This window comes from Algoriphagus halophilus (assembly GCF_900129785.1).
Classification (GTDB): Bacteria; Bacteroidota; Bacteroidia; order Cytophagales; family Cyclobacteriaceae; genus Algoriphagus; species Algoriphagus halophilus.
Window position 1 is genome coordinate 552,384 of the sequence record NZ_FSRC01000002.1, and the last position, 20,676, is coordinate 573,059.

Here is a 20,676-nt window from a genome sequence, read left to right on the forward strand (position 1 = left end):
CATCTCCAATGACCAAAAGCAACCATCTATTCAAATAAACTGATGCTTAATAAATTAAATAATAAGTTGACCTATTTATCAAATAGATTATTTCTATATTTTTTTTATCAGGGATTGGATAAAATCAAGACCCAAACACTCATTAATTGATCTAAATTCTTACATTGAGATAATAACTTTTTTTTACCAATACTTAGTAAACTGATGAGTCACCGATTGACACCTTTGCAAGAGAAAAAGGCCAAGTCCCTAAATTTTTTAAGGAGCAAAAAGGCTTCAAAAAAGATTCCTTCCAGCTATAAATTATCATTGGAAAAACTAGCCAAACTGGAAGAGAAACTTCATGGAAAAGTAGTATATCCTTGGTCCAAGGGATATAATAAAGATCGTCAGGAGTTTGATGATTTATACCCTACTTACCCTAAACTAATTGTCTATTCACTTTCTTTCACGGACATCAGGAAATGCCTGACTTTTGCAAAATCAGAAAATCTTCAGGTGGCTATTAGGTCAAGCGGGCATAGCTTAGCTTGTTTTTCTGTCTGTGATGGAATGGTGATCGATTTGAGTCTGATGAAGTCTATCCATGTAGACAAAGATCAATTAATTGCCGATGTAGAATCAGGAGCAAATTTCGGGGATCTCTACCCCAAAATTGAACAATACAACCTTCATACACCTACTGGGGATTGTCCTACGGTATGTCCATCAGGATTTATGATGGGAGGAGGTTACAGTATAACCTCCAGAATGTACGGCATGGGATGCGATAATGTAAAGGAGGTCAAAGTAATGCTGGCTGACGGAAAAATTGTCATTGCAAACGAAGAAAAAAACAAAGATTTGTTTTGGGCAATTCGAGGAGGAACCGGTGGAAATTTCGGAGTCTTATTAAATACAAAATTGAAGCTCCATCCCCTTGAAACCATTTTTGGGGTTCAAATGAGATGGCCCATCGAGAAAGACCCTGCTCTTGCAGCCAAGGTTCTATTTACGATTCAGGAATCTTATTTAAAACCCGGCAAACTCCCCCAGCTGGGGATTGAAACGATCATTTCAAGTAATGACAATAAGGAGAAAATGGTCTTTTTCTGCGCGACTTGGATAGGATCCGAAAAAGATTTTATGGATGCTTTAAAGCCATTATTGGATATCTCTGGGTTTTCCATGGATTCCTATCAAGGAAAGTATTCCAAGGTCAACAATCTAGTTTTAGAAGGCACTCCTGATATACCGGAAGATGTGATGGCATTTAGTAGAAGTACCTATATCGATAAGCCATTAGGCTACAATCACTGGTATGACATTCTTAAATTTTTCTACAAACATGCGCCAAATCAATACACCATGATTGACATGGAAGCCTATGGTGGAAACGTAAGTCTAATTCCTGAAGATAACTGTGCATTTATTCATAGAAATGTCACCATGGATTTCTTTACGGAGGCATTTTTCAATAAAGAAACCCATGACAGGGGAGCTAGTGAAAAATGGGTCAATGATCTGTTTGAATTTATGAAACCACTAGCAAATGGTCGCTCCTATCAAAACTACCCATACAGGGGACAAGAGGATTTCAGAACTGCCTATTGGGGCAAATATTACAACCAACTAGTTCAAATTAAGAAAAAATATGATCCAGATAATTTCTTTTGGTATCAACAATCCATTGGGCCTGATTTAATAGAGGATCCAAATCAAGTCACATTATTCGAAAATTGCGCTATTGAATATGAAGCTTATTAAAACAATTCTATCTCTTGTTTTATTCTTTGCTGCTATCAGCTTTTCGATGGCTCAATCCCTTATCAAAATTGGGGATAATGAAGGCGTGACTTTAGGTCCTCAGCTTGAATATTATGTAGATTCCACAAATTCCTTGGCTATTGAAGACGTTCAAAGTCTTTCTTTTGAACGAAGCAATGCTAAAATTCTAAACCTTGAAAACCTCAGTTTTGATGCATGGGTCAGGTTTGACCTTGAAAGACAAACAGAGGAGGAAATTTATTTAACCTTAGACAATGCACTTCTTGAGGAACTTGTGGTATACATCATTTCGGATGGAGTAGTTACCAACCATTTCGAGGGCAGCTTTCTCAAACCCTTCAAAAACCGACTTATTCAATCAGAAAATTTCCAATTTAAATTACCGATTGCTTCCGGAAGCAGGAGTTCTATCTATTTAAAAGTACATAGTAAATTCCCTCTTCTCTTACCAATAGAAGTCTCGACCTATAAAGTCTTTTCCCAGAACAATCAAGAACACAATTTGTTTTGGGGTCTTTATGCCGGTACTATCCTGTTTGCCTTCTTATATAACCTATTTGTTTATTTCTCTATTAGGGAAAAAAGATACCTCTATTACCTCTTATATATTCTGGGTTCGGTTATTTTTTACATGGGATTACAGGGTTATTCCTTCCAGTTTTTATGGCCAAACCACCCTATTCTGAATATTAGATTGGGCTTCTTGATTTGTATCACCAATATCATTATCACGGTGTTTACCATGAATTTTCTTCGGATCACCAAGAAGCAAAAAGTCATCTACTATATAGGGGTAGGCACCATCATTGCCTATGGGTTGATCTCCATCATGAACTTTACGCCCGCTTATCCTGTAGGGCTGGGATTAGCACAATTACTAAGCTTGATCACATGTATTTACTTTATTGTAGTCGCAGTCATTAGCTACTTCCGAGGAATTCAAAGTGCAAAATACTACCTCATCGGATGGTCAATATTTCTGGTTTTGGTAGTAGTGTATATCCTTACCTTGAATGGGGTTATTTCAGGTAATTTTTTCACCACCCATTCCATTTTTATTGGTCATATGTCTGAGGTTCTGTTGTTGTCATTTGCGTTAGCAGACCAGATCAACATCCTTAAAAAGGAAAATGAACAGAATCAGAAAAAGATCATCGCTCAATTGGAGGAAAATGAAAAGCTTCAATTAAAAGTCAATCTGGAATTGGAGGAAAAAGTATTGCAGAGAACAGCAGAGGTGGTAAAACAGAAAAATGAAGCAGAATATCAGCGAAAAAGAAGTGATGAATTACTTCTGAATATTTTACCTGCAGAAACTGCTGAAGAATTAAAAAACACGGGAAAAGCCAAAGCAAAACTTATTTCAGAAGTAACAGTAATTTTTGCTGACATTCAGGATTTTACACACTTATCAGAAAGTATGTCCCCCTCCGATTTGGTCAAAGAAATCAATGAGTGTTTTTCCGCTTTTGACAAAATCATGGGCAAATACAATGTAGAAAAAATAAAAACCATTGGTGATTCTTACATGGCAGCAGGAGGCTTACCTGTTCCCAATCAAACTCATGCCAGAGACGTGGTCAAGGCCGGTTTAGAAATTCAGGAATACCTAGCATCCTACAAAGAACGAAAACTCGCTAATGGGGAATCCCCTTTTGAGATGAGAATTGGAATTCATACAGGTCCAGTAGTGGCAGGTATCGTAGGCATAAAAAAGTTCGCCTATGACATCTGGGGGGATACAGTAAACCTAGCCAGTAGAATGGAAAGCTCTGGAGAAATCGGAAGAGTAAATATTTCTGAAGCTACCTATAATTACGTCAAAGAAGATTTTAAATGTACCTATCGAGGTAAAATAGAGGCCAAAAACAAAGGAATGATCGACATGTATTTTGTCGAAAGATTATAAAACACCATGCATCACTAGTAAGAAACTTAAAATTTTATGGGACTTTTTGACTTTCCAAGGATTCATTTTAGTGGGAAAATTGACATCAATGTACCTACTATTAATAATTCTTATTATTTCCCTTTAACCATGTATGACCAAACAAGGTCGAAAGCTTTTTTGCCCCCAAGGTTATACTTTTCTGATCCTGCTATTCCTGAAAAGGTAAAGCCAACAATTAACCCCAAGATCATCCATGATGTTGAGAATGGATATTGGTACATAGAAGTCGAGCCTATCAATACGATTGACAAACTACGGGATTGGTGTAGAAACCCATTGGGAAAAGATTCCAAAGCTTTGGATGTTGCTTATAATCCTTATTATGAAGCGGCTGACAAGGACTTAGGAAAGGTAGAAGGAGCCGATTTGATAGGAAACCCACCTGGCTATTGGAATATGTATGGGGACATGAGCGTGAAAATGTATGATACAAAAGTGGCTGGTGTCCAAACCTATCAGGGAGGTAAAGTCAATACCTGGACAGAAAACAACCCTTCTCAAACCAAAGAAATTGGAGAATTACTAACCTGTGCATTTAACCTAGACACGAAACCGGATAGTGGAATTAGTACTGCTGTGATTGCGGAAACCATCTCTAGCCAAAGCATCTATGCTAATATCTTTTGCTCTTCCGTGAATTTATTCAAAGAAACTGAACCAGATCAAGTATTTCTCCAAGGTAAACCCTTCCGATTTTCAGCAATGATCTATGGAAGTTGGCGAGTAGTCAATTGGCTTCCAGCCATGGCAGGTTCTGCAAGATGGGTTTCGAGCATTCCTATGGATTCCATCCCAAATTCAGAACAAAGCAAACTGATCTCATTTTTCGAATCTCAGAATAATTATGACGGCAGACCTTTGAAAGGCGTTTTTGTCAGCTTTTCCACCTTCGAAGTATTTGAAAATAGATATGATCCAGAACTCTATCAACCCGAAGGAATAATCAAAAATCCTGCACAAGCCACTACAGTAGGAAGTATTTCTCCTTGGTATGAAGAAGATATGAAATCAGCCGTATCGGGAAGAAATTTGATTGCATTGAATACTCAGCCCATTTTTACCAATACAGGTAACGATGGTAAGATTCCTATTCAATTGACGCCAGCAATTGCCTCTAACCGTAAACTTTCTGAAACCTTATCCATTTTCTCTGTGGACATGGGTAATAGTTGGCCGGAATTGATGGACCCTCCATTTCAGGTTGACAAAGTTCAGCCCGCCAAAAGAGGGGAAGCAACCTTTGAGACTTTGAACTTGGGTACATTAAGCTTTAGAACCGGACCCGATTCATCTTCGGAATTTGCTTCAATTCAGGTAGACCCAATGAATAATCCCCTTTCTAAAGTATTTGCTCAGGGCTGTTTATTCGATTTTGTGATCACTGATCCTGCTACTATTGACACCATAGAAAACGAGTACATCTATGTGTATGGGTTAATTGACGGCTCAGAAAAACTTGTTTTAAAAGAATCCACCTACATGATCTTAACAGACGAAAAGGGTCTTTATGGGGAAGAAGGAGACGATCCTGATGAGGGCTATATGTCTTTCTCTGAGCAGAAGCAACCTTGTAGATTAAGGATTTTCCAAAGAGGTAAACCGATCGTTCAACCCATAGAGATTTATATCGCTGAATACATTGTTCCGGAGGCGGCCAATGATCCTTTAAAAGGACCGGACAATGTGTGGACTCAGCAGGTTGCAGACACAGACATCGTTCATTTGGTATCCAATCAAATCAAAATAAAAAACACTGCGGTTTACTACTTTGTGTACAAGGGTCAATATCCGGACGATGTAATCCCTACATTCACCACTTCCAATTATACCATCATGGATACTGGAAGTTTTGCTACCCTACGGGTTTATCCGAAGAAAGATTACGAAAAATATACCAATCCAAACCATCCGGAATATGCACCTCCTACTTTTGAAGTCATGTACGAAGAGGTTTTCAAGCTTTACGATGTGGTGTATCCAATCATGGCGGAAATCCATCCTTTTACAAAAGAAGCATGGGAGAATGGTATCATGGCAGGCATGGTCAAACAACGTACAAATCCAAGCCTTTGGGACGACGTGTTATATATGGGAAGATCCAGGGAGTTGAGCAGATCCCAAAGAGAATTGATTCTGGCCTGGGCTAAAAAGTATGAGTAATCCTTTGTTTTCACATACCAAGTTTTTCATCTATTAACCCTAAAGTTTATGCATACTGATTCTTTAGATTTTCCTTCCTTTTCCATTCGGCTTGAGCCTTTGATCCAACCTGAAAGGATGCCCTTGATACAATCTGGAGCTTGGGCAGTTTGGGATAATAAATTAATAATTCTTGGAGGTAGAGATGAAGGTTTTCATGGCTTAAATCAATTACAAAAACCCTTCAAACAAAGCCGAGTCAATCAATCGATTTGGGCGATAGATTTAAGCAGTTTTGAATCTCTTGAATTAAAGTTAGACCTCAAGAATCCTGAATGGGAGCAGCTGTTCTCTTCCAATATGCAATTTGAACAAGATGGAAGCATCCTCTATATCGTAGGAGGATTTGGAGCCCGACATTCCACGGATAAGCAGAGTGATGACACTTTTGATTCCTTGATTGCTTTTGACTTACCAAAATTGATGATCGAAATTGAGCGACAAGGAGATCCTTCAAAAGCTGTTGTAGCAAAAGCTTGTAGCCCTCATTTAAAAGTTACGGGAGGAGAATTACTGAAAATCGGAGACTTCTTTTATCTCTGTTTTGGACAATGCTTTGAGGGCGTATATGATCCCGGGAAATCTGGTCTTTACACAGGAGCCATCCGAGTATTTCAACTTAAGGATCAAGAAATAACCTTAGTCCGGGAAATCAAACACGAAAGTTTACACCGAAGGGATTTAAATGCAGTAAAAATTTATCAAAATGAAAAAACATTCCTAGCAGGACTTGGAGGAGTATTTGATCCCAAAGGGAACGGGTATTATAATCCCGTTTATTACGACCCTAAAAAGGATGAATGTTCAGTTACTGTTGACCCTTTGAAACAGCTTAGCAATCAATACAATTGTGCCAAAGCAAGTATTTTTGACAAAGAATCCAATAGCTGCATTACAGTTCTATTAGGAGGTATAGGTCAGAACCAATATCATACTGCTGGAAACTCTTGGGAAAATGGAGATAGTGGAGCAAAAATTCCATTTGTGAAAAGCATTACTCAAATGATCTTTTCAAAAGGTCAGATGTACCAATACATTCAATCCCCTCCACAAGACCCAGAAATGCCAGGACTTCTTGGTGCCAATGCAATATTCATCCCTTCTTCAGCATTTAAAAACGAAGAATCTCTTATTGATTATAGCCTTTTGAAAAATCAGGTGTCTACAATTGGTCACTTATATGGAGGAATCGAAGCTCAAAGACCTACTTCCAGTACCATCTACCCCACTCGGGTAAACCAAGTTATATACAAGGTTTTGCTGGAAAAAAATGAAGACAAAAGTTTTCAGACTCTTACGAGGAGCAGATTAGGATAGGTTAGTAAGAAATTAGCATCCCATAGAACGGCGGATCAATACAATAAAGACCTCCCGAGAAAGACTGACACAGCTCAAGTGTAAATGCATTTTTTTACCTTTCAATTACATTTTTAAAATGTTGTTTTTAAATTATTTTCTGCAATTAATTAAAAATCAATCAGTTCTTAGCGGGTATCAGCATTTGATTTTGTATTTTGTTTAAACCAAACAGAATAACACCAACTAGTTAGTAGAAACTAAGCTTTTGAAGGAGTTCAGACCGCTTTCTTTCAGGATTACCACTTGTATTAGTATTTGAGTTTAGTAATTGATTTTTAGATCATCAAATCATTTTTCTCAGATCTGGGACATCAATTTCTACCAACTTAAATTTTAATTTTTAACAAAATGAAGTTGAGTAATATAGAAGCTTCTGAAATAGCTCAAGTTTATGAAACTTGGTTGAACAGTTATATTTCAGGAGATATAGAAACCTACGATTCCTATTTTGACGATGGATATCATTTTATCGGCTCTACCAATAATGAGGAATATTTATCCCGCAAAGAGACTACTGATTTCTTTCGGAAAACAGCGGACCAACTAGCTGGAAAAACACAGCTTAGAAATAACGAGAAAACTTTTGAGCGACAAGGGGATATCGTATTCATTACACACTTTTTTGATGCCTATTTCTTAAGTGGTACTGAATGGACCTATTACGACCGTTTTCGATGTTCATCCGCCCTACACCATACTGAACGAGGGTGGCTTTTTATTTACCAACATTTTTCTACTCCAGATAGTAATGCAAATGAAGGTGAAACTATAGGATATGATCAAATCAGTGCAGAAAACAAGGAACTGAGAGAAGCCATCATCCGACGGACGGCCGAGCTGGAAAACAAAACAAGAGACTTGGAAATCCAAAACTCACTCGAGCGGATAAGAGCAATAGCCATGGGTATGAGTAGTACCGATGATTTATTGGATATCGCAGAAAGTATCTTCACTGAACTTAAAAAACATGGATTCGACTCCCTTCGAAATACCATGATCAATATTTATCAGGACCAGCTTGAATCCTTCCTTAATTATGATTTTTCTCCAAATTCAGGCAAAACCCTTACCACCATTGAGTATAAAAGTCACCCCTTTACTGAAAACCTAATCCAAGAAACCCGAAGTTCGAAAGACGTATTCTCCGAATTTCAGGTAAAAGGCAAAGAGTTAGAGGAATGGAGAAATTATAGAAAAGGAATGGGAGAGGCAGACGATCCAGCTTTGGATACGACGACTACTCTCAGCTATTATTTCTATTCTTTCGAAAATGGGTCAATTGGAATTTCCACCTATGAACCTATCAACCAGAATCAACTAGGTGTTCTCAAGTTGTTCAAAAACACCTTTGAATTAACCTACAAGCGCTATTTGGATCTTCAAAATGCCTTGGCTCTTGCACGTGAGTCGCAAATAGAGGCGGCTTTAGAGCGATTGAGAGCCAGAAGTTTATCCATGCAAAAAAGTGATGAACTAGCAGAAGCATCCATTCTTTTGGAAGAAGAAATAAGAAAATTGGGGATTGAAAATTGGGGTTGTGCTTTTCATATCTATGATGAGGAAACTGCTGATGGGACCCCCTGGGATTTAGAATGGTTTACTTCATTTGCTGGATTCCTTCCCTTCTACAAAACACCTCGGGAAAATATTTTCCTCAAATACTATGAGGAAAGTAAAAAAGGAAATCCCCTCTACATTCAGGAATTTGGTCCAGAAGTCATCAAAGAACATTACGATTACCTCAAATCTCTACCTGTTTTAGGAGATGCCTTAACCGAATTACATGATTCTGGAGTCCCGCTTCCCGAAAGGCAAATTGACCATGTAGCATTTTTTAACCATGGCCATTTACTGTTTATCACCTACAAGCCTGTACCAGAATCTCATGACATCTTTATACGATTTGCCAAGGTATTTAATCAGGCATACACTAGGTTTTTGGACTTAGAAAAAGCGGAAAATCAAGCCAAGGAAGCAAAAATAGAATCTGCACTAGAGCGGATAAGAGGTCAAGTCGCCTCCATGAGAGAATCTTCCGAGCTTTTGGAAATCATGGTTTCCATGCGAAAAGAGTTTGTAAATCTTGGACATGAAGCCCATTATTTCTGGCACATGCAATGGCTTCCTGAATCCTATGAAAAGGCTATGACATCAGGGGATGGTACTCAAATTGGGATGGTCATGAGCTTGCCAAGACAAATTCACGGAGATATTCAGGCAGTAGCCGATTGGGAAAAAAGCTCCGACCCTCTTTTTGTATTGGCAATGGAAGCAGAGGAAGCGGTGGACTATGTGCATAAAATGATCACCTGGGGAGATTTTGAAAAAGTAGATCCTCAAGCTCCAACGCTTGATGATATCCGTCATATAGGAGGTTTGACTTTTGTGATGGCAAGAACCTCACATGGAGAGATCGGTTACAGTCTCCCTGGTTCGGTGCCTAATCCACCCCAAGAGGATATGGACACGCTGGTACGATTTGCAAGAGTATTTGACTTGGCCTACCAACGCTTTGAGGATTTAAAAAAAGCAGAGCATCAAACGCGTGAAACTCAAATCGAACTTGCACTGGAGCGGGTTAGAAGCCGTAGTATGGCAATGCAGAAAAGTGAGGAGTTGCAAGAAGTCATTCAGGTGGTTTTCGAACAATTTGTCTCATTGGATATCCTGGTTGAGCATACCGGATTTATCTTGGATTATAAAGACCGGGAAGACATGTTTATCTGGTTGGCAGATAAAAATGGGGTTCCTTCTCAAATCACACTTCCTTACTTTGATTGTCCCCACTGGAACAGCTTTTTGGAGACAAAGAAAAATGGAGGCAATTTTTTCGCCAACCTCCATTCTTTTGAAGAAAAAAATAAGTTTTACAATGACCTCTTTGAATTGATTCCTGGTGCTGGGGATAGTCTCCGAGAAATCTATTTATCCTATCCAGGACTTGCGATTTCCACCGTATTATTAGATAACATCGGGCTGTACATCGAAAACTTCGAAAGTAAGCCCTATACCCCCAAAGAAAATGCGATTCTCATGCGATTTGGGAAAGTTTTCCAACAGACTTACACGCGTTTTCTCGATTTAAAAAAAGCAGAAGCTCAGGCAAAAGAAGCACAAATTGAATCTTCCTTAGAGAGAGTCCGTGCCCAAACAATGGCTATGCATAATAGCCAGGACATTGGAAAGTGTATTGTGATGATGTTTGAGGAACTCACTGCCTTAGGGGTAAATGAAAAAACCCGTTTTGGTATCGGGATTCTAAACCATGAAAACGAAAACAATCAGCTTTGGACTGCCTCAAAAATTGGAGCAGAATTCAAACTGCATATTGGGCATTTGGAAATGTCTTGGCATCCTTTGTTGAAAAGTGCAAGGAAGGCTTGGAAGGAACAGATTCCACTCCATACTTATGTATTGGAAGGCGAGGATTTGCTCAATTATTATAAAATGCTGAACCAAGCTCCTGATTACAAAATCCAAATACCACTAGAAAAACTTCCCAAAAGAGAGTTCCACTATGGTTTTGTATTCGAACATGGTTTTTTCTATGCCTTTAGCCCAATCGAATTTCCGACTGATTTAATCCAAATTATTCATCGTTTCAGTTCTCTTTTTAGTCAAACCTACCGACGATATCTAGACCTAAAAAGAGCAGAAGCACAAGCCAGGGAAGCACAAATAAATTTAGGAGTTGAACGGGTAAGAGCCAAGGCATTGGCCATGCATAACTCATCGCAGATTCTAGAGGTGGTCGATGTTTTGAAAAATGAAATGCTTGGCTTGGAAATCTCAGGGGTAGTGGCTGCAACGATTTATCTAAAGGAAGAAGAGGATTTGATCCGGATGTGGGACCTTACTTCTGTACAAGATTCAGCTGATGGCTTTCAGGTTACTTTGGATTTGAAATTCAAATTATCAGAAACCCATCCTAAGTTCTTTGTTCGAAGAATTTGGAATAATACGGCACAGTATTTTGTTGAAAAGCAGGATCCAAAAGATATGGCCATCACGATCGATTGGCTGAAACAATATAATGCAGAAGAGGCGGATAATGTAGCTGAATTTTTAGCAACTAACACTTTTGAATATTTACTCCATCCCACTGTAAAATTGGCAAATGGAAAAATGTCGGTTGACATTTTGAATACTTCTCCTCCCGCCGAAATGGAATCCATTATGGTAAAAATGGGAGCTGCTTTTGATTTGGCCTATAAGCGCTTCCAAGACTTACAAAAAGCAGAAGCTCAAGTAAGAGAAGCCAAAATTGAGGCCGCTCTGGAAAAAATAAGATCCCGCACGATGGCCATGCAGCAAAGTGATGAGCTTCCAGAGGCTGCAAATGTTTTATTCAATGAGGTAAGAAAATTAGGTATTCCCGCCTGGAGTTGCGGATATAATATTTTATCAGAGGACCTTAAATCCTCCATGTGTTGGATGAGCAGTGAAAATGAAATTCAGACTCCTTTTCGATTACCGCTTACTGAACATGAAAGTATGCTTCCTTGGCACCAAGCTATTTTGGACCAACAAGATTTTTTTGTTTACGAGCAAGGAGGCGAAGATTTAGTTGAACACTATCGATACTTGGGAGAGCTCCCCGAGCTAAAGCCAGTTTTAGAACAATTTGATGCGGCAGGTATTTCCTTGCCTACTTTCCAGGTGAATCATCTGGGACGCTTTACTCATGGCTTTTTACTATTCATCACCTATGAGCGGGTACCTGAGGCCCATGATATTTTCATGCGTTTCACCAAGGTTTTCGAGCAAACCTATACTCGTTTTCTTGATCTCCAACAAAAAGAAGAGCAGGGTAAAAAATTGATCGAAGAAAAATTAAGATTAGAACGGACCTTAAAGGATTTACAAGCTACACAAGCCCAACTAATTCAATCCGAAAAGATGGCCTCTTTGGGAGAACTCACGGCTGGGATTGCACATGAAATTCAAAATCCTTTAAACTTCGTGAATAACTTCTCAGAAGTCAGCAGTGAAATGCTGGAGGAATTAATCGAGGAAATTGAAAATGGAGACTTGGAAGAGGTAAGAGCCATTTCTGAAGACATCAAAGAAAACCTCCACAAAATCAATCATCATGGCAAACGAGCAGATTCTATTGTTAAGAGCATGCTAGACCATAGTAGATCAAGTTCTGGAGAAAAATCTCTGACGGACCTCAATGGTTTGGCGGATGAGTTTTTACGACTTTCCTATCACGGGATTCGTGCCAAAGACAAAAGCTTCAATTCGGAATTTAAGTTGGAATTAGATCCCGAGCTTCCAAAAGTAAATATCATCGCAAAGGATGTCGGAAGAGTGATTCTGAATTTGGTAAACAATGCTTTTTATGCAGTCAATGAAAAAGCAAAGGCTTCAAATGGCACCTATCAACCCGAGGTGGTATTGACCAGTAAAAAGATTCTTTATGGAATTGAATTATCTGTAAAAGACAATGGGAACGGAATTCCTGAATCGGCGAAAGAAAAGATTTTTCAGCCATTTTTTACTACCAAGCCGACTGGCTCTGGTACAGGTTTAGGATTAAGCTTGAGCTATGATATCGTAAAGGCACACGGCGGAGATTTTAGAGTTCAAAGTGCAGTGGGAGAAGGTACCGAGATGACTCTCTTTTTACCAATAGACCCAGACAACCAATGATAAGCGAGGCCCAATTAAAAGCGGAAATCAAAAGACTCCAACAGTCCGTCAAGGCACAAGCCTTGGAGTTGGAATCTAAAAATCGAGAGCTGGAGATTGAGGCAACATTGGAAAGGGTAAGAGCAAAGGCAATGGCCATGCATTCCAGTGAAATGGTTGGAGAGGCAATCAATAAACTATTTCAAGAACTTGAAAAACTTGGTTTTGAAAGCTTCGTCAATGGGCTCAACATCATCCATCCGGATTGCAAAATGGAATCTTGGTCTGCGGCTGTCGGCAATGAAGGGGTATTTATCGCCGGTGGAATTATCGATATGAACCATCATCCTGGGACTAGGAAGCTATTTGAAGATTGGATACAACAGAAAAATACCCATGTAACGCATATCCAAGGACCAGAGGTAGAAGCTTTTTTCCAAAGTATTTATGCGCAAGATACTTTTGAAGCGCCTATCTACCTCACCAATTTTCCAGATGAGCTGTATTTGAACAATGTGATTATTCCAGAGGGATCGCTTTGGGTAATGACAGAAAAAGAACTTTCAAAGGAACTCTTCCAAGTTTTATCCAGGTTTGCCACGGTCTTTTCTTTAACCTATACACGCTACCAAGACCTGCAAAAAGCAGAAGCTCAGGCAAGAGAAGCACAGATAGAAGTAGCACTTGAAAAAATTCGAAACCGAACACTGTTTATGAAAGATAGTGCTGAACTGAATGAGACAGTATCAGTCTTTTTTCAGCAGTTTGATCTATTAGAATTATTACCAAAGGGAGCAAGAACCTATTTTAGTCATGTTGATGCCAAGACAGATATAGTTGAAGTCTGGATGACTCATGCAGACGGACGGGTCATGTCGGGAAGTCATTTTACCCCATTGAACGAATCAGCACAATTAAAAGCATTTTACACGAAGTGGAAGGAAGACAGAGGAATCATTAATATCCGTCTCTATAAAGGAGAGGATTTAGCTAACTACATGGCATTCCTCGCTACCCTACCCCACGTGGTTAAGGATGAGGATTATCAAAAACTATTTAAATCTCCGCCTGATCAAATTGTGATGACAGATGCCGGATTTTTGCAAGGATTCCTGGGCATCATGAGTTTTGAGCCTTTGAAAAAGGAAGCCATTGAAATACTTTTCCGTTTTGCCAAAGCATTCGAATTTACCTACACCCGCTTCCTCGATCTCCAAAAAGCAGAAGCTCAAGCTAGGGAAGCACAAATAGAAGCCGGATTAGAAAGAGTACGTGCGGCCTCCATGGCCATGCATAAAAGTGAAGAACTCGTTGACGTGGTTCGGGTGCTAGATCGAGAGCAAATCGCGCTTGGTATCGAATTTAATGGTTCACAAATTATCACCGACTTTTCAAATATTAACGAAGGTCTTAATAGTTGGTTCGCACGTGAAGGGCAAGGATACCTTAATAAATTCCACATTCCATTTTCTGAGGAGCACTTCAGAATTTTAACCCATCCAACTGAAGATGGTCTCCCGTTTTACACTGAAAAATATTCGAAAGAAGAAAAAAACAAGTTTTTCAGGTGGTTATTTAAGTATTCCGATTTTAAAATTATACCAAAGGACAGACAGGAATTTGTGTATCAAACACCTGGCTGGGTAAGAGCTGTCGTGCGATCAAAGAACTCTATCCTGATAATTCAAAGGTTCAGTCTAACTGAGTTCACAAAAGAAGAAGAAGAAATTTTTAAACGCTTCGGCAAAGTATTCGAACAAGCCTACACCCGCTTCCTAGACCTTCAAAAAGCAGAAGCGCAGGCTAGAGAGGCGGAGATTGAGGCCGGATTAGAGCGTGTTCGATCCGCTTCAATGGCCATGCACCGAAGTGAAGAGCTTGAGAAAGTGGTAGAAGTGACTTTCCGCCAACTTCAAAACTTAAGGCTACCCATAGATGGTTGTCAATTAATCACCTTTGAAGATCAATCAAAGGATTTCCATTTTTGGTCAGCTACGCCTGACATGATTTACCCGACCCGGTTGAATATCCCCTATTTTGACCACCCATTATTCTCAAAATTTTGGGAAGCGCGGGATAAGGGAGCCTCTTTCACTAGTTTTGATTTAACTCGGCAGGAGACCTTAGATTTTTATAATCACTTGTACGATAAAACAAATCTTGGAATTTCTGTGACCAAAGAAAGGTGGCAGAAAATTCAATCGATAGAACATGGATTTAAAACCTCTTGGGGAATTCAGAAGAACACGGGTCTTTGGGTTTTCAATTTTACTAATCACCAATTCACAGAAGAAGAGAATTTACTAATTGATCGCTTCGCTAAAGTCTTCGAACAAACCTATACCCGCTTTCTTGACCTACAAAAAGCGGAAGCTCAAGCAAGAGAAGCAGAGATTGAGGCAGCACTTGAAAGAGTCAGGTCTAAAGCCATGGCCATGCACAACACCAGTGATCTTGCAAATGCCAATAGTGTAGTCTTTAATGAATTAAACTCATTAGGAATCTCCCCATTAAGGTCAGGGATAGGATTGATTGAGCAGGAAACTAAACAGGGAACCATGTATGCCACAGTTCGATCTGGTCAAGGGAACAATCTTCTATTGATTGGGAAAATATCATTGACTGGAAATGAAGTTTTAGAATCAATATTCGATCATTGGAGTAAGAAGCAGATCTATTGTCCAAAGCTAAATGGGCAGGAATTAAAGGAATATTACGATCTTATTCTTGAAAGTTACGGTGATTTACCGAAACCAAAGTTTTCAAAAAATGAAGTACAATACGGTTACTTCCTCCCATTCAAACATGGTAGTTTTTATGCTTGGACTCAAGAACCTTTTAGCAAGGAGGAGCTTAAGATAATTCAGCGGTTTGTAAGTGTAATTGACCTAACGTACAATAGATACTTCGACCTCCAAAAAGCGGAAGCACAGGCTAGGGAAGCACAGATCGAGGCTGCTCTTGAGCGAATTAGATCACGCTCAATGGCAATGCATAAGACCAGTGAATTATCAGAGGTCATCCTAGTACTCTTCAAGCAATTTGAACTATTAAACCTGGTCATTGATACTTGCTACATAGACATCTTTGACGAAGACAACCAAGGATTTAATTTCTGGATTGGTGCAAGTACTGCCATACACCCTAAACAAGTGAAGCTACCCTACTTTGGTCACCCCATCCATCAGTTAAATAAAAATGCCAGAAAAAATGGTGTGGATTTCTTCACTTTTGATGAAGATAAAAAATCGAAGGATGAATACTTTGAGCACTTTTACCCTAATGCAATTGGTATAGATGTCCCTAAAAGTCGTAGGGATTTTATTGCTAAAGGATCAGGGTTATCCGGCTCCGCTGCATTGGGCAGGTACTCTGGTATCACGATGTTCAATTATCAAAAAGTCATTTATACCAAGGAGGAAAATGACATTTTGATCCGTGTCAATAAGGTTTTTCAACAAACCTACACCCGATTTCTTGACCTTCAAAAAGCAGAAGCACAGGCAAGAGAAGCACAGATCGAGGCTGCTCTGGAGAGAGTACGTAGCCAATCAATGGCAATGCAACATTCCAGCGAACTGAATTTAATTCTTGCCAAGGTCTTTGAAGAATTAACCAATCTGGAATTACAGATGGAGCGTGCTGTGATCTGGATTTATTATCCAGAAAATAAATCCGTTCGTTGGTGGGCAGCCAATCCAGAAGCGGAAAGCGGAACAGATAGCTTTTTAATTACCAATCAGGATCATCCAGTTTATCTGGAATATTGGAAATATTGGGAAGAAAAAAGAACTAAACAACTTTACATTTTGGAAGGTGAAAACATGGTAAGCTGGTGTGATGTACTTTTCAATGAAATGGAATTGGGAAGACTACCCAAGGAAGTCCAAGAAGCAATGAGAGCTCCTGAAAAAGTCTATTTATACAATACATTTAATGATTTTGGAGTCTTATTTCTTGCCTGTATCGAACCTTTATCTGACGACAAATTTTCTGTTCTGGAACGATTTGGAAAGGTTTTCGATCAATCCTATACCCGATTCAAAGACATCAAACAAGCTGAAGCTCGTGAAAAGGAAGCTATCAAACAATCTTCTTTAGATCGCGTCAGAGCAGAAATCGCCTCCATGCGAAAAACGGAGGATTTGCAGCGGATTACCCCTCTGATTTGGAGAGAGCTTTTGACACTAGGGGTTCCTTTCTTTCGATGCGGCTTGATGATAGTCGATAAAAAAGAGGAGAAAATCCGTTTTTATTTATCCACTCCTGATGGCAAACCATTAGCTGCCCTGAACTTAGACTATGAGAGCAATCAGATCAGTTCCAATGGGGTACAACACTGGAGAAAACAACAGCCCTACATTGCCCATTGGAACAAAGAGGAGTTTTTAGCTTTTGCAAAAACGCTACTGGAACAACAGCAGATAGAAAACCCTATTACCTATCAGGGAGGGGAAGAAGCTCCGGAATCACTGACATTACAATTCCTCCCTTTCCCTCAAGGAATGTTGTATGTGGGAAGTGCTGCAGATTTAACCCCTGCTCAAATTGATCTGGTACAGAATCTAGCAGATGCTTTTTCTGTTGCCTATGCCCGATACGAAGATTTCAAGCAGTTGGAAGATGCAAAATCAAAGATTGAATTTACCCTCAGCGAACTGAAATCCACCCAAGCCCAACTTATCCAATCTGAAAAAATGGCTTCTTTGGGTGAGCTGACCGCAGGCATTGCCCATGAGATTCAAAACCCATTGAACTTTGTCAATAACTTCTCAGAAGTCAGTGACGAGTTGGTCGATGAGATGAATGAGGAATTAGAAAATGGAGAATTAGAAGAAGCGAAGGCAATAGGCAAAGACCTAAAAGAAAACTTAAGCAAGATCAACCTTCACGGTAAGCGCGCAGATGCTATCGTCAAAGGAATGCTGGAGCATAGCCGCATCAATAAAGGTGAAAAGGCTCCTACTGACTTAAATGCTCTGGCGGATGAATTTGTACGGCTTTCCTACCATGGACTTCGGGCAAAAGACAAGAGCTTTAATGCAGACTTTAAACTGGAGCTTGACCCCAATTTGCCAAAGGTAAATGTCGTGGCTTCAGATATCGGAAGAGTGATTCTCAATCTGGTGAATAATGCCTTTTACGCAGTCCATGAAAAAGCTAAGACTACCCCCCAAGACTTCAAACCGGAGGTAATTGTCAGTTCGAAGAAAACTGAAAAAGGGATCGAGCTTTCTGTTCAAGACAACGGTCCAGGCATTCCAGACTCCATCAAAGAAAAAATCTTCCAGCCTTTCTTTACCACTAAGCCGACAGGCTCGGGAACTGGTTTGGGATTATCCTTATCTTATGATATCGTGAAGGCGCATGGAGGGGAGTTGAAGGTAGAAACATCGATCAATTGGGGAACGAAGTTTATAATCAAATTAAACACATGAAATCAAAATCCATTCACGGTAAATCTCCTGAGGAAATCCAAAAGGCAATACAATCTGCTATTGCTGATGATTTCATCCCTACCCTTGCCGTTGTTTTTATTTCTGTAGTTCAGGACAGGCAAGTGATAAGGGAAATCCTTTCCAAATACGATATCGACGTGTTTGGAGCTACTTCCTGTGGTGAATTTGTAAATGGTCACCAAAGTAATGGAGAAACGGCCCTCCTCTTGATGGATTTGGCAAGAGATTCTTATTCTATTTTATTGAAGGAAATAGGAGTACAAAGTATTCAAGAAGTTGTAAAGCAAGTGGCAAATTCCGCACTTAGCCAGTATGTCAATCCCTCTATGATTGTCTGCAGTACCGGCGTAACACCAACTTCTGAATTGTTTGACGGAATAACTCTGGTTCAAGAATTAACCGAAGCAATAGGACCGGAAAAGATCTTTTTTGGAGGGATGGCCGGTGACGATTTTACCTTAGCAGGAACGGCCGTTTTTACAAAAACCCATGAAACAAATCATGGCCTGATAGTCTTGGTTTTTGATGCTGATAAAGTCTCACTAAATGGTATGGCCATTACAGGCTGGAAACGGCTAGGAATTTCTAGGAAAGTAACCCACAGCAAAGGTAAACTTCTGTATTCCATTGATGGAAAGCCAGCAGTGGATATGTACTTGAATTATCTAGGCAAGGGTAAGGAAGGTGAAAACCGGGAGTTTAATGTATTAAACGAGCTATCTTTCTATTACCCATTTATTGTGGAGCGGGAAAGCAGCGATGATATTCTCATCAAATCTCCGATGAGTATTGATTATGAAGAAAATGCGCTCAACATGGATATGGAGATGGTTGAGGGTGAGAGGTTTTGGTTTTCGGTACCTCCGGATTTTGATATTGTTCAGGAGATCACCGATGAAGCAAGAAAAGTCAGGAATAATTTAGGCAAGGATGCAGACGCCTTATTGGTTTTTTCTTGTGCGGGTAGAGAGCCGGCTCTCGGACCACTTGTAACGATAGAAAACGAAGGATTGGCTGAGGTATGGAACAGTCCTATGGCTGGTTTCTTCACCTATGGTGAATTTGGTAGGGCAAAAAACAGCCCTCAAAACTTTCATTCTACGGCATGCTGCTGGGTGGCTTTGAAAGAGAAATGAGTTGAATAAAAATTGTTGAATAGATGAAAGCAAAAACCATCAACGGAAGAACCCCTAATGAAATTCAAAAGGAATTAGATGAATGCAAAAGCCAAGGTTTCATTCCAACCTTAGCCATTATCATTCTAACCAACAAAATGGATGCTGAAGAGCTCCGTTCCATTTTTGGGAAACAAGGGGTTGAGATCTTCGGAATTACCTCTCCGGAGAAATTTTCTGAAGATGGAATTACAGAAGCGGATATCCTTGTCATGCTATTGGATATTAAACCTGACCATTTTAAAATAGTATTGAACGATTACGGGGGATCGACTGCCTATCAAGCCGGGTATAATGCAGGCACATCTGGAAAAAACGCTTTTGCTAATCCCGGCTTCATCATTTCACCATTGGATTTCAGAGTTTCCAACGATGAACTGATCAGAGGATTGACGGATGCGGCAGGCCATGATACCCTGATCGCAGGTGGTGGAAGCGGTGATCCGGCTGATTTTTCAGGGGTCGTTTTTACCAATGATGCATCAAGTATAGGTGGTTTGCTAGCTCTCATTATTGATCAGGACAAGGTTGCAATAAGCGGTCTGGCAGTTTCAGGCTGGAAACCTGTAGGAACAACCAAAAAAATCACGAAAAGTGAAGGCTCCTGGGCTTTCACTATTGATCATGAACCTGCGATGCATGTCATTCAAAGATTCTTAGGGAAAGATATAGTTAGAGCGAATGCTGAAGGAAGTGGATTTATTCCAACAGATCTAGGTTATCCTCTACAGTTCGAGAGGGCATCAGGAAATGCTATTATGAAGCCCGCGCTGTTTTTTAATCCTGCCGAACAATCCGTCATGATAGCAGGTGGTGTAAATGAAGGAGATCAATTCCGGTTTTCCCTTCCACCGGATTTTGATGTGATTGACAAAGTGGTGGAAAGCACCAGGGATAGTAAAAGAAAAGAGATGCCGGATGCCGATGTATTGATGGTTTTTTCCTGTGTAGGAAGGTTAGGGACTTTCGGACCTTTGATTTCCACAGAGATAGAAGGACTGGCATCTACCTGGGGAAAGCCTATGATCGGCTTTTTTTCACTGGGTGAATTTGGGAAATTGGATGAAGGCCGCTGCGAATTTCAGGGTACAACTGTAAGCTGGGTAGCATTGAAAGAGAAGTAGTCTTACTT

8 protein-coding genes are annotated in these 20,676 nt (G+C 39.8%); all 8 read left to right on the forward strand.

Annotated features, from left to right (window positions below):
- Positions 1–204 precede the first annotated feature (204 nt).
- The 8 genes from BUR11_RS14435 (at position 205) to BUR11_RS14470 (ending at position 20,668) form a co-directional block, all read left to right on the forward strand.
- Complete coding sequence (locus BUR11_RS14435; RefSeq protein ID WP_074225692.1) at positions 205–1,746, forward strand: FAD-dependent oxidoreductase; 1,542 nt, start codon at positions 205–207, stop codon at positions 1,744–1,746.
- A complete protein-coding gene (locus BUR11_RS14440; protein ID WP_074225693.1) occupies positions 1,733–3,676 on the forward strand; it encodes an adenylate/guanylate cyclase domain-containing protein in 1,944 nt (647 codons plus the stop codon). The genes BUR11_RS14435 and BUR11_RS14440 overlap by 14 nt, the downstream gene beginning before the upstream one ends.
- 36 nt (positions 3,677–3,712) lie before the next feature.
- A complete protein-coding gene (locus tag BUR11_RS14445; RefSeq protein ID WP_074225694.1) occupies positions 3,713–5,878 on the forward strand; it encodes a hypothetical protein in 2,166 nt (721 codons plus the stop codon).
- Positions 5,879–5,926: 48 nt separating this feature from the next.
- The gene (locus BUR11_RS14450) at positions 5,927–7,234 is read left to right on the forward strand and encodes a hypothetical protein (protein ID WP_074225695.1); all 1,308 of its coding nucleotides are present in this window, start codon (positions 5,927–5,929) and stop codon (positions 7,232–7,234) included.
- A gap of 390 nt (positions 7,235–7,624) precedes the next feature.
- Positions 7,625–12,931, forward strand: coding sequence for an ATP-binding protein (locus BUR11_RS14455; RefSeq protein WP_074225696.1), 5,307 nt, complete (start codon positions 7,625–7,627; stop codon positions 12,929–12,931).
- Positions 12,928–18,348, forward strand: a complete 5,421-nt coding sequence (locus BUR11_RS21290; RefSeq protein WP_234982171.1) for a sensor histidine kinase — start codon at positions 12,928–12,930, stop codon at positions 18,346–18,348. Before BUR11_RS14455 ends, BUR11_RS21290 begins: the two co-directional genes overlap by 4 nt.
- Complete coding sequence (locus BUR11_RS14465) at positions 18,345–19,505, forward strand: FIST signal transduction protein (RefSeq protein ID WP_074225697.1); 1,161 nt, start codon at positions 18,345–18,347, stop codon at positions 19,503–19,505. The genes BUR11_RS21290 and BUR11_RS14465 overlap by 4 nt, the downstream gene beginning before the upstream one ends.
- A 23-nt stretch (positions 19,506–19,528) precedes the next feature.
- Positions 19,529–20,668, forward strand: a complete 1,140-nt coding sequence (locus BUR11_RS14470) for an FIST signal transduction protein (protein ID WP_074225698.1) — start codon at positions 19,529–19,531, stop codon at positions 20,666–20,668.
- The last annotated feature ends 8 nt before the right edge of the window (positions 20,669–20,676 follow it).

What these genes read in the sequence shown, in the direction of transcription:
- BUR11_RS14435 (WP_074225692.1), top strand. Translation starts at nt 205, where the DNA reads ATGAGTCACCGATTGACACCTTTGCAAGAGAAAAAGGCCAAGTCCCTA.
- BUR11_RS14450 (WP_074225695.1), top strand. Translation starts at nt 5,927, where the DNA reads ATGCATACTGATTCTTTAGATTTTCCTTCCTTTTCCATTCGGCTTGAG.
- BUR11_RS14445 (WP_074225694.1), top strand. Translation starts at nt 3,713, where the DNA reads ATGGGACTTTTTGACTTTCCAAGGATTCATTTTAGTGGGAAAATTGAC.
- BUR11_RS14455 (WP_074225696.1), top strand. Translation starts at nt 7,625, where the DNA reads ATGAAGTTGAGTAATATAGAAGCTTCTGAAATAGCTCAAGTTTATGAA.
- BUR11_RS14470 (WP_074225698.1), top strand. Translation starts at nt 19,529, where the DNA reads ATGAAAGCAAAAACCATCAACGGAAGAACCCCTAATGAAATTCAAAAG.
- BUR11_RS14440 (WP_074225693.1), top strand. Translation starts at nt 1,733, where the DNA reads ATGAAGCTTATTAAAACAATTCTATCTCTTGTTTTATTCTTTGCTGCT.
- BUR11_RS21290 (WP_234982171.1), top strand. Translation starts at nt 12,928, where the DNA reads ATGATAAGCGAGGCCCAATTAAAAGCGGAAATCAAAAGACTCCAACAG.
- BUR11_RS14465 (WP_074225697.1), top strand. Translation starts at nt 18,345, where the DNA reads ATGAAATCAAAATCCATTCACGGTAAATCTCCTGAGGAAATCCAAAAG.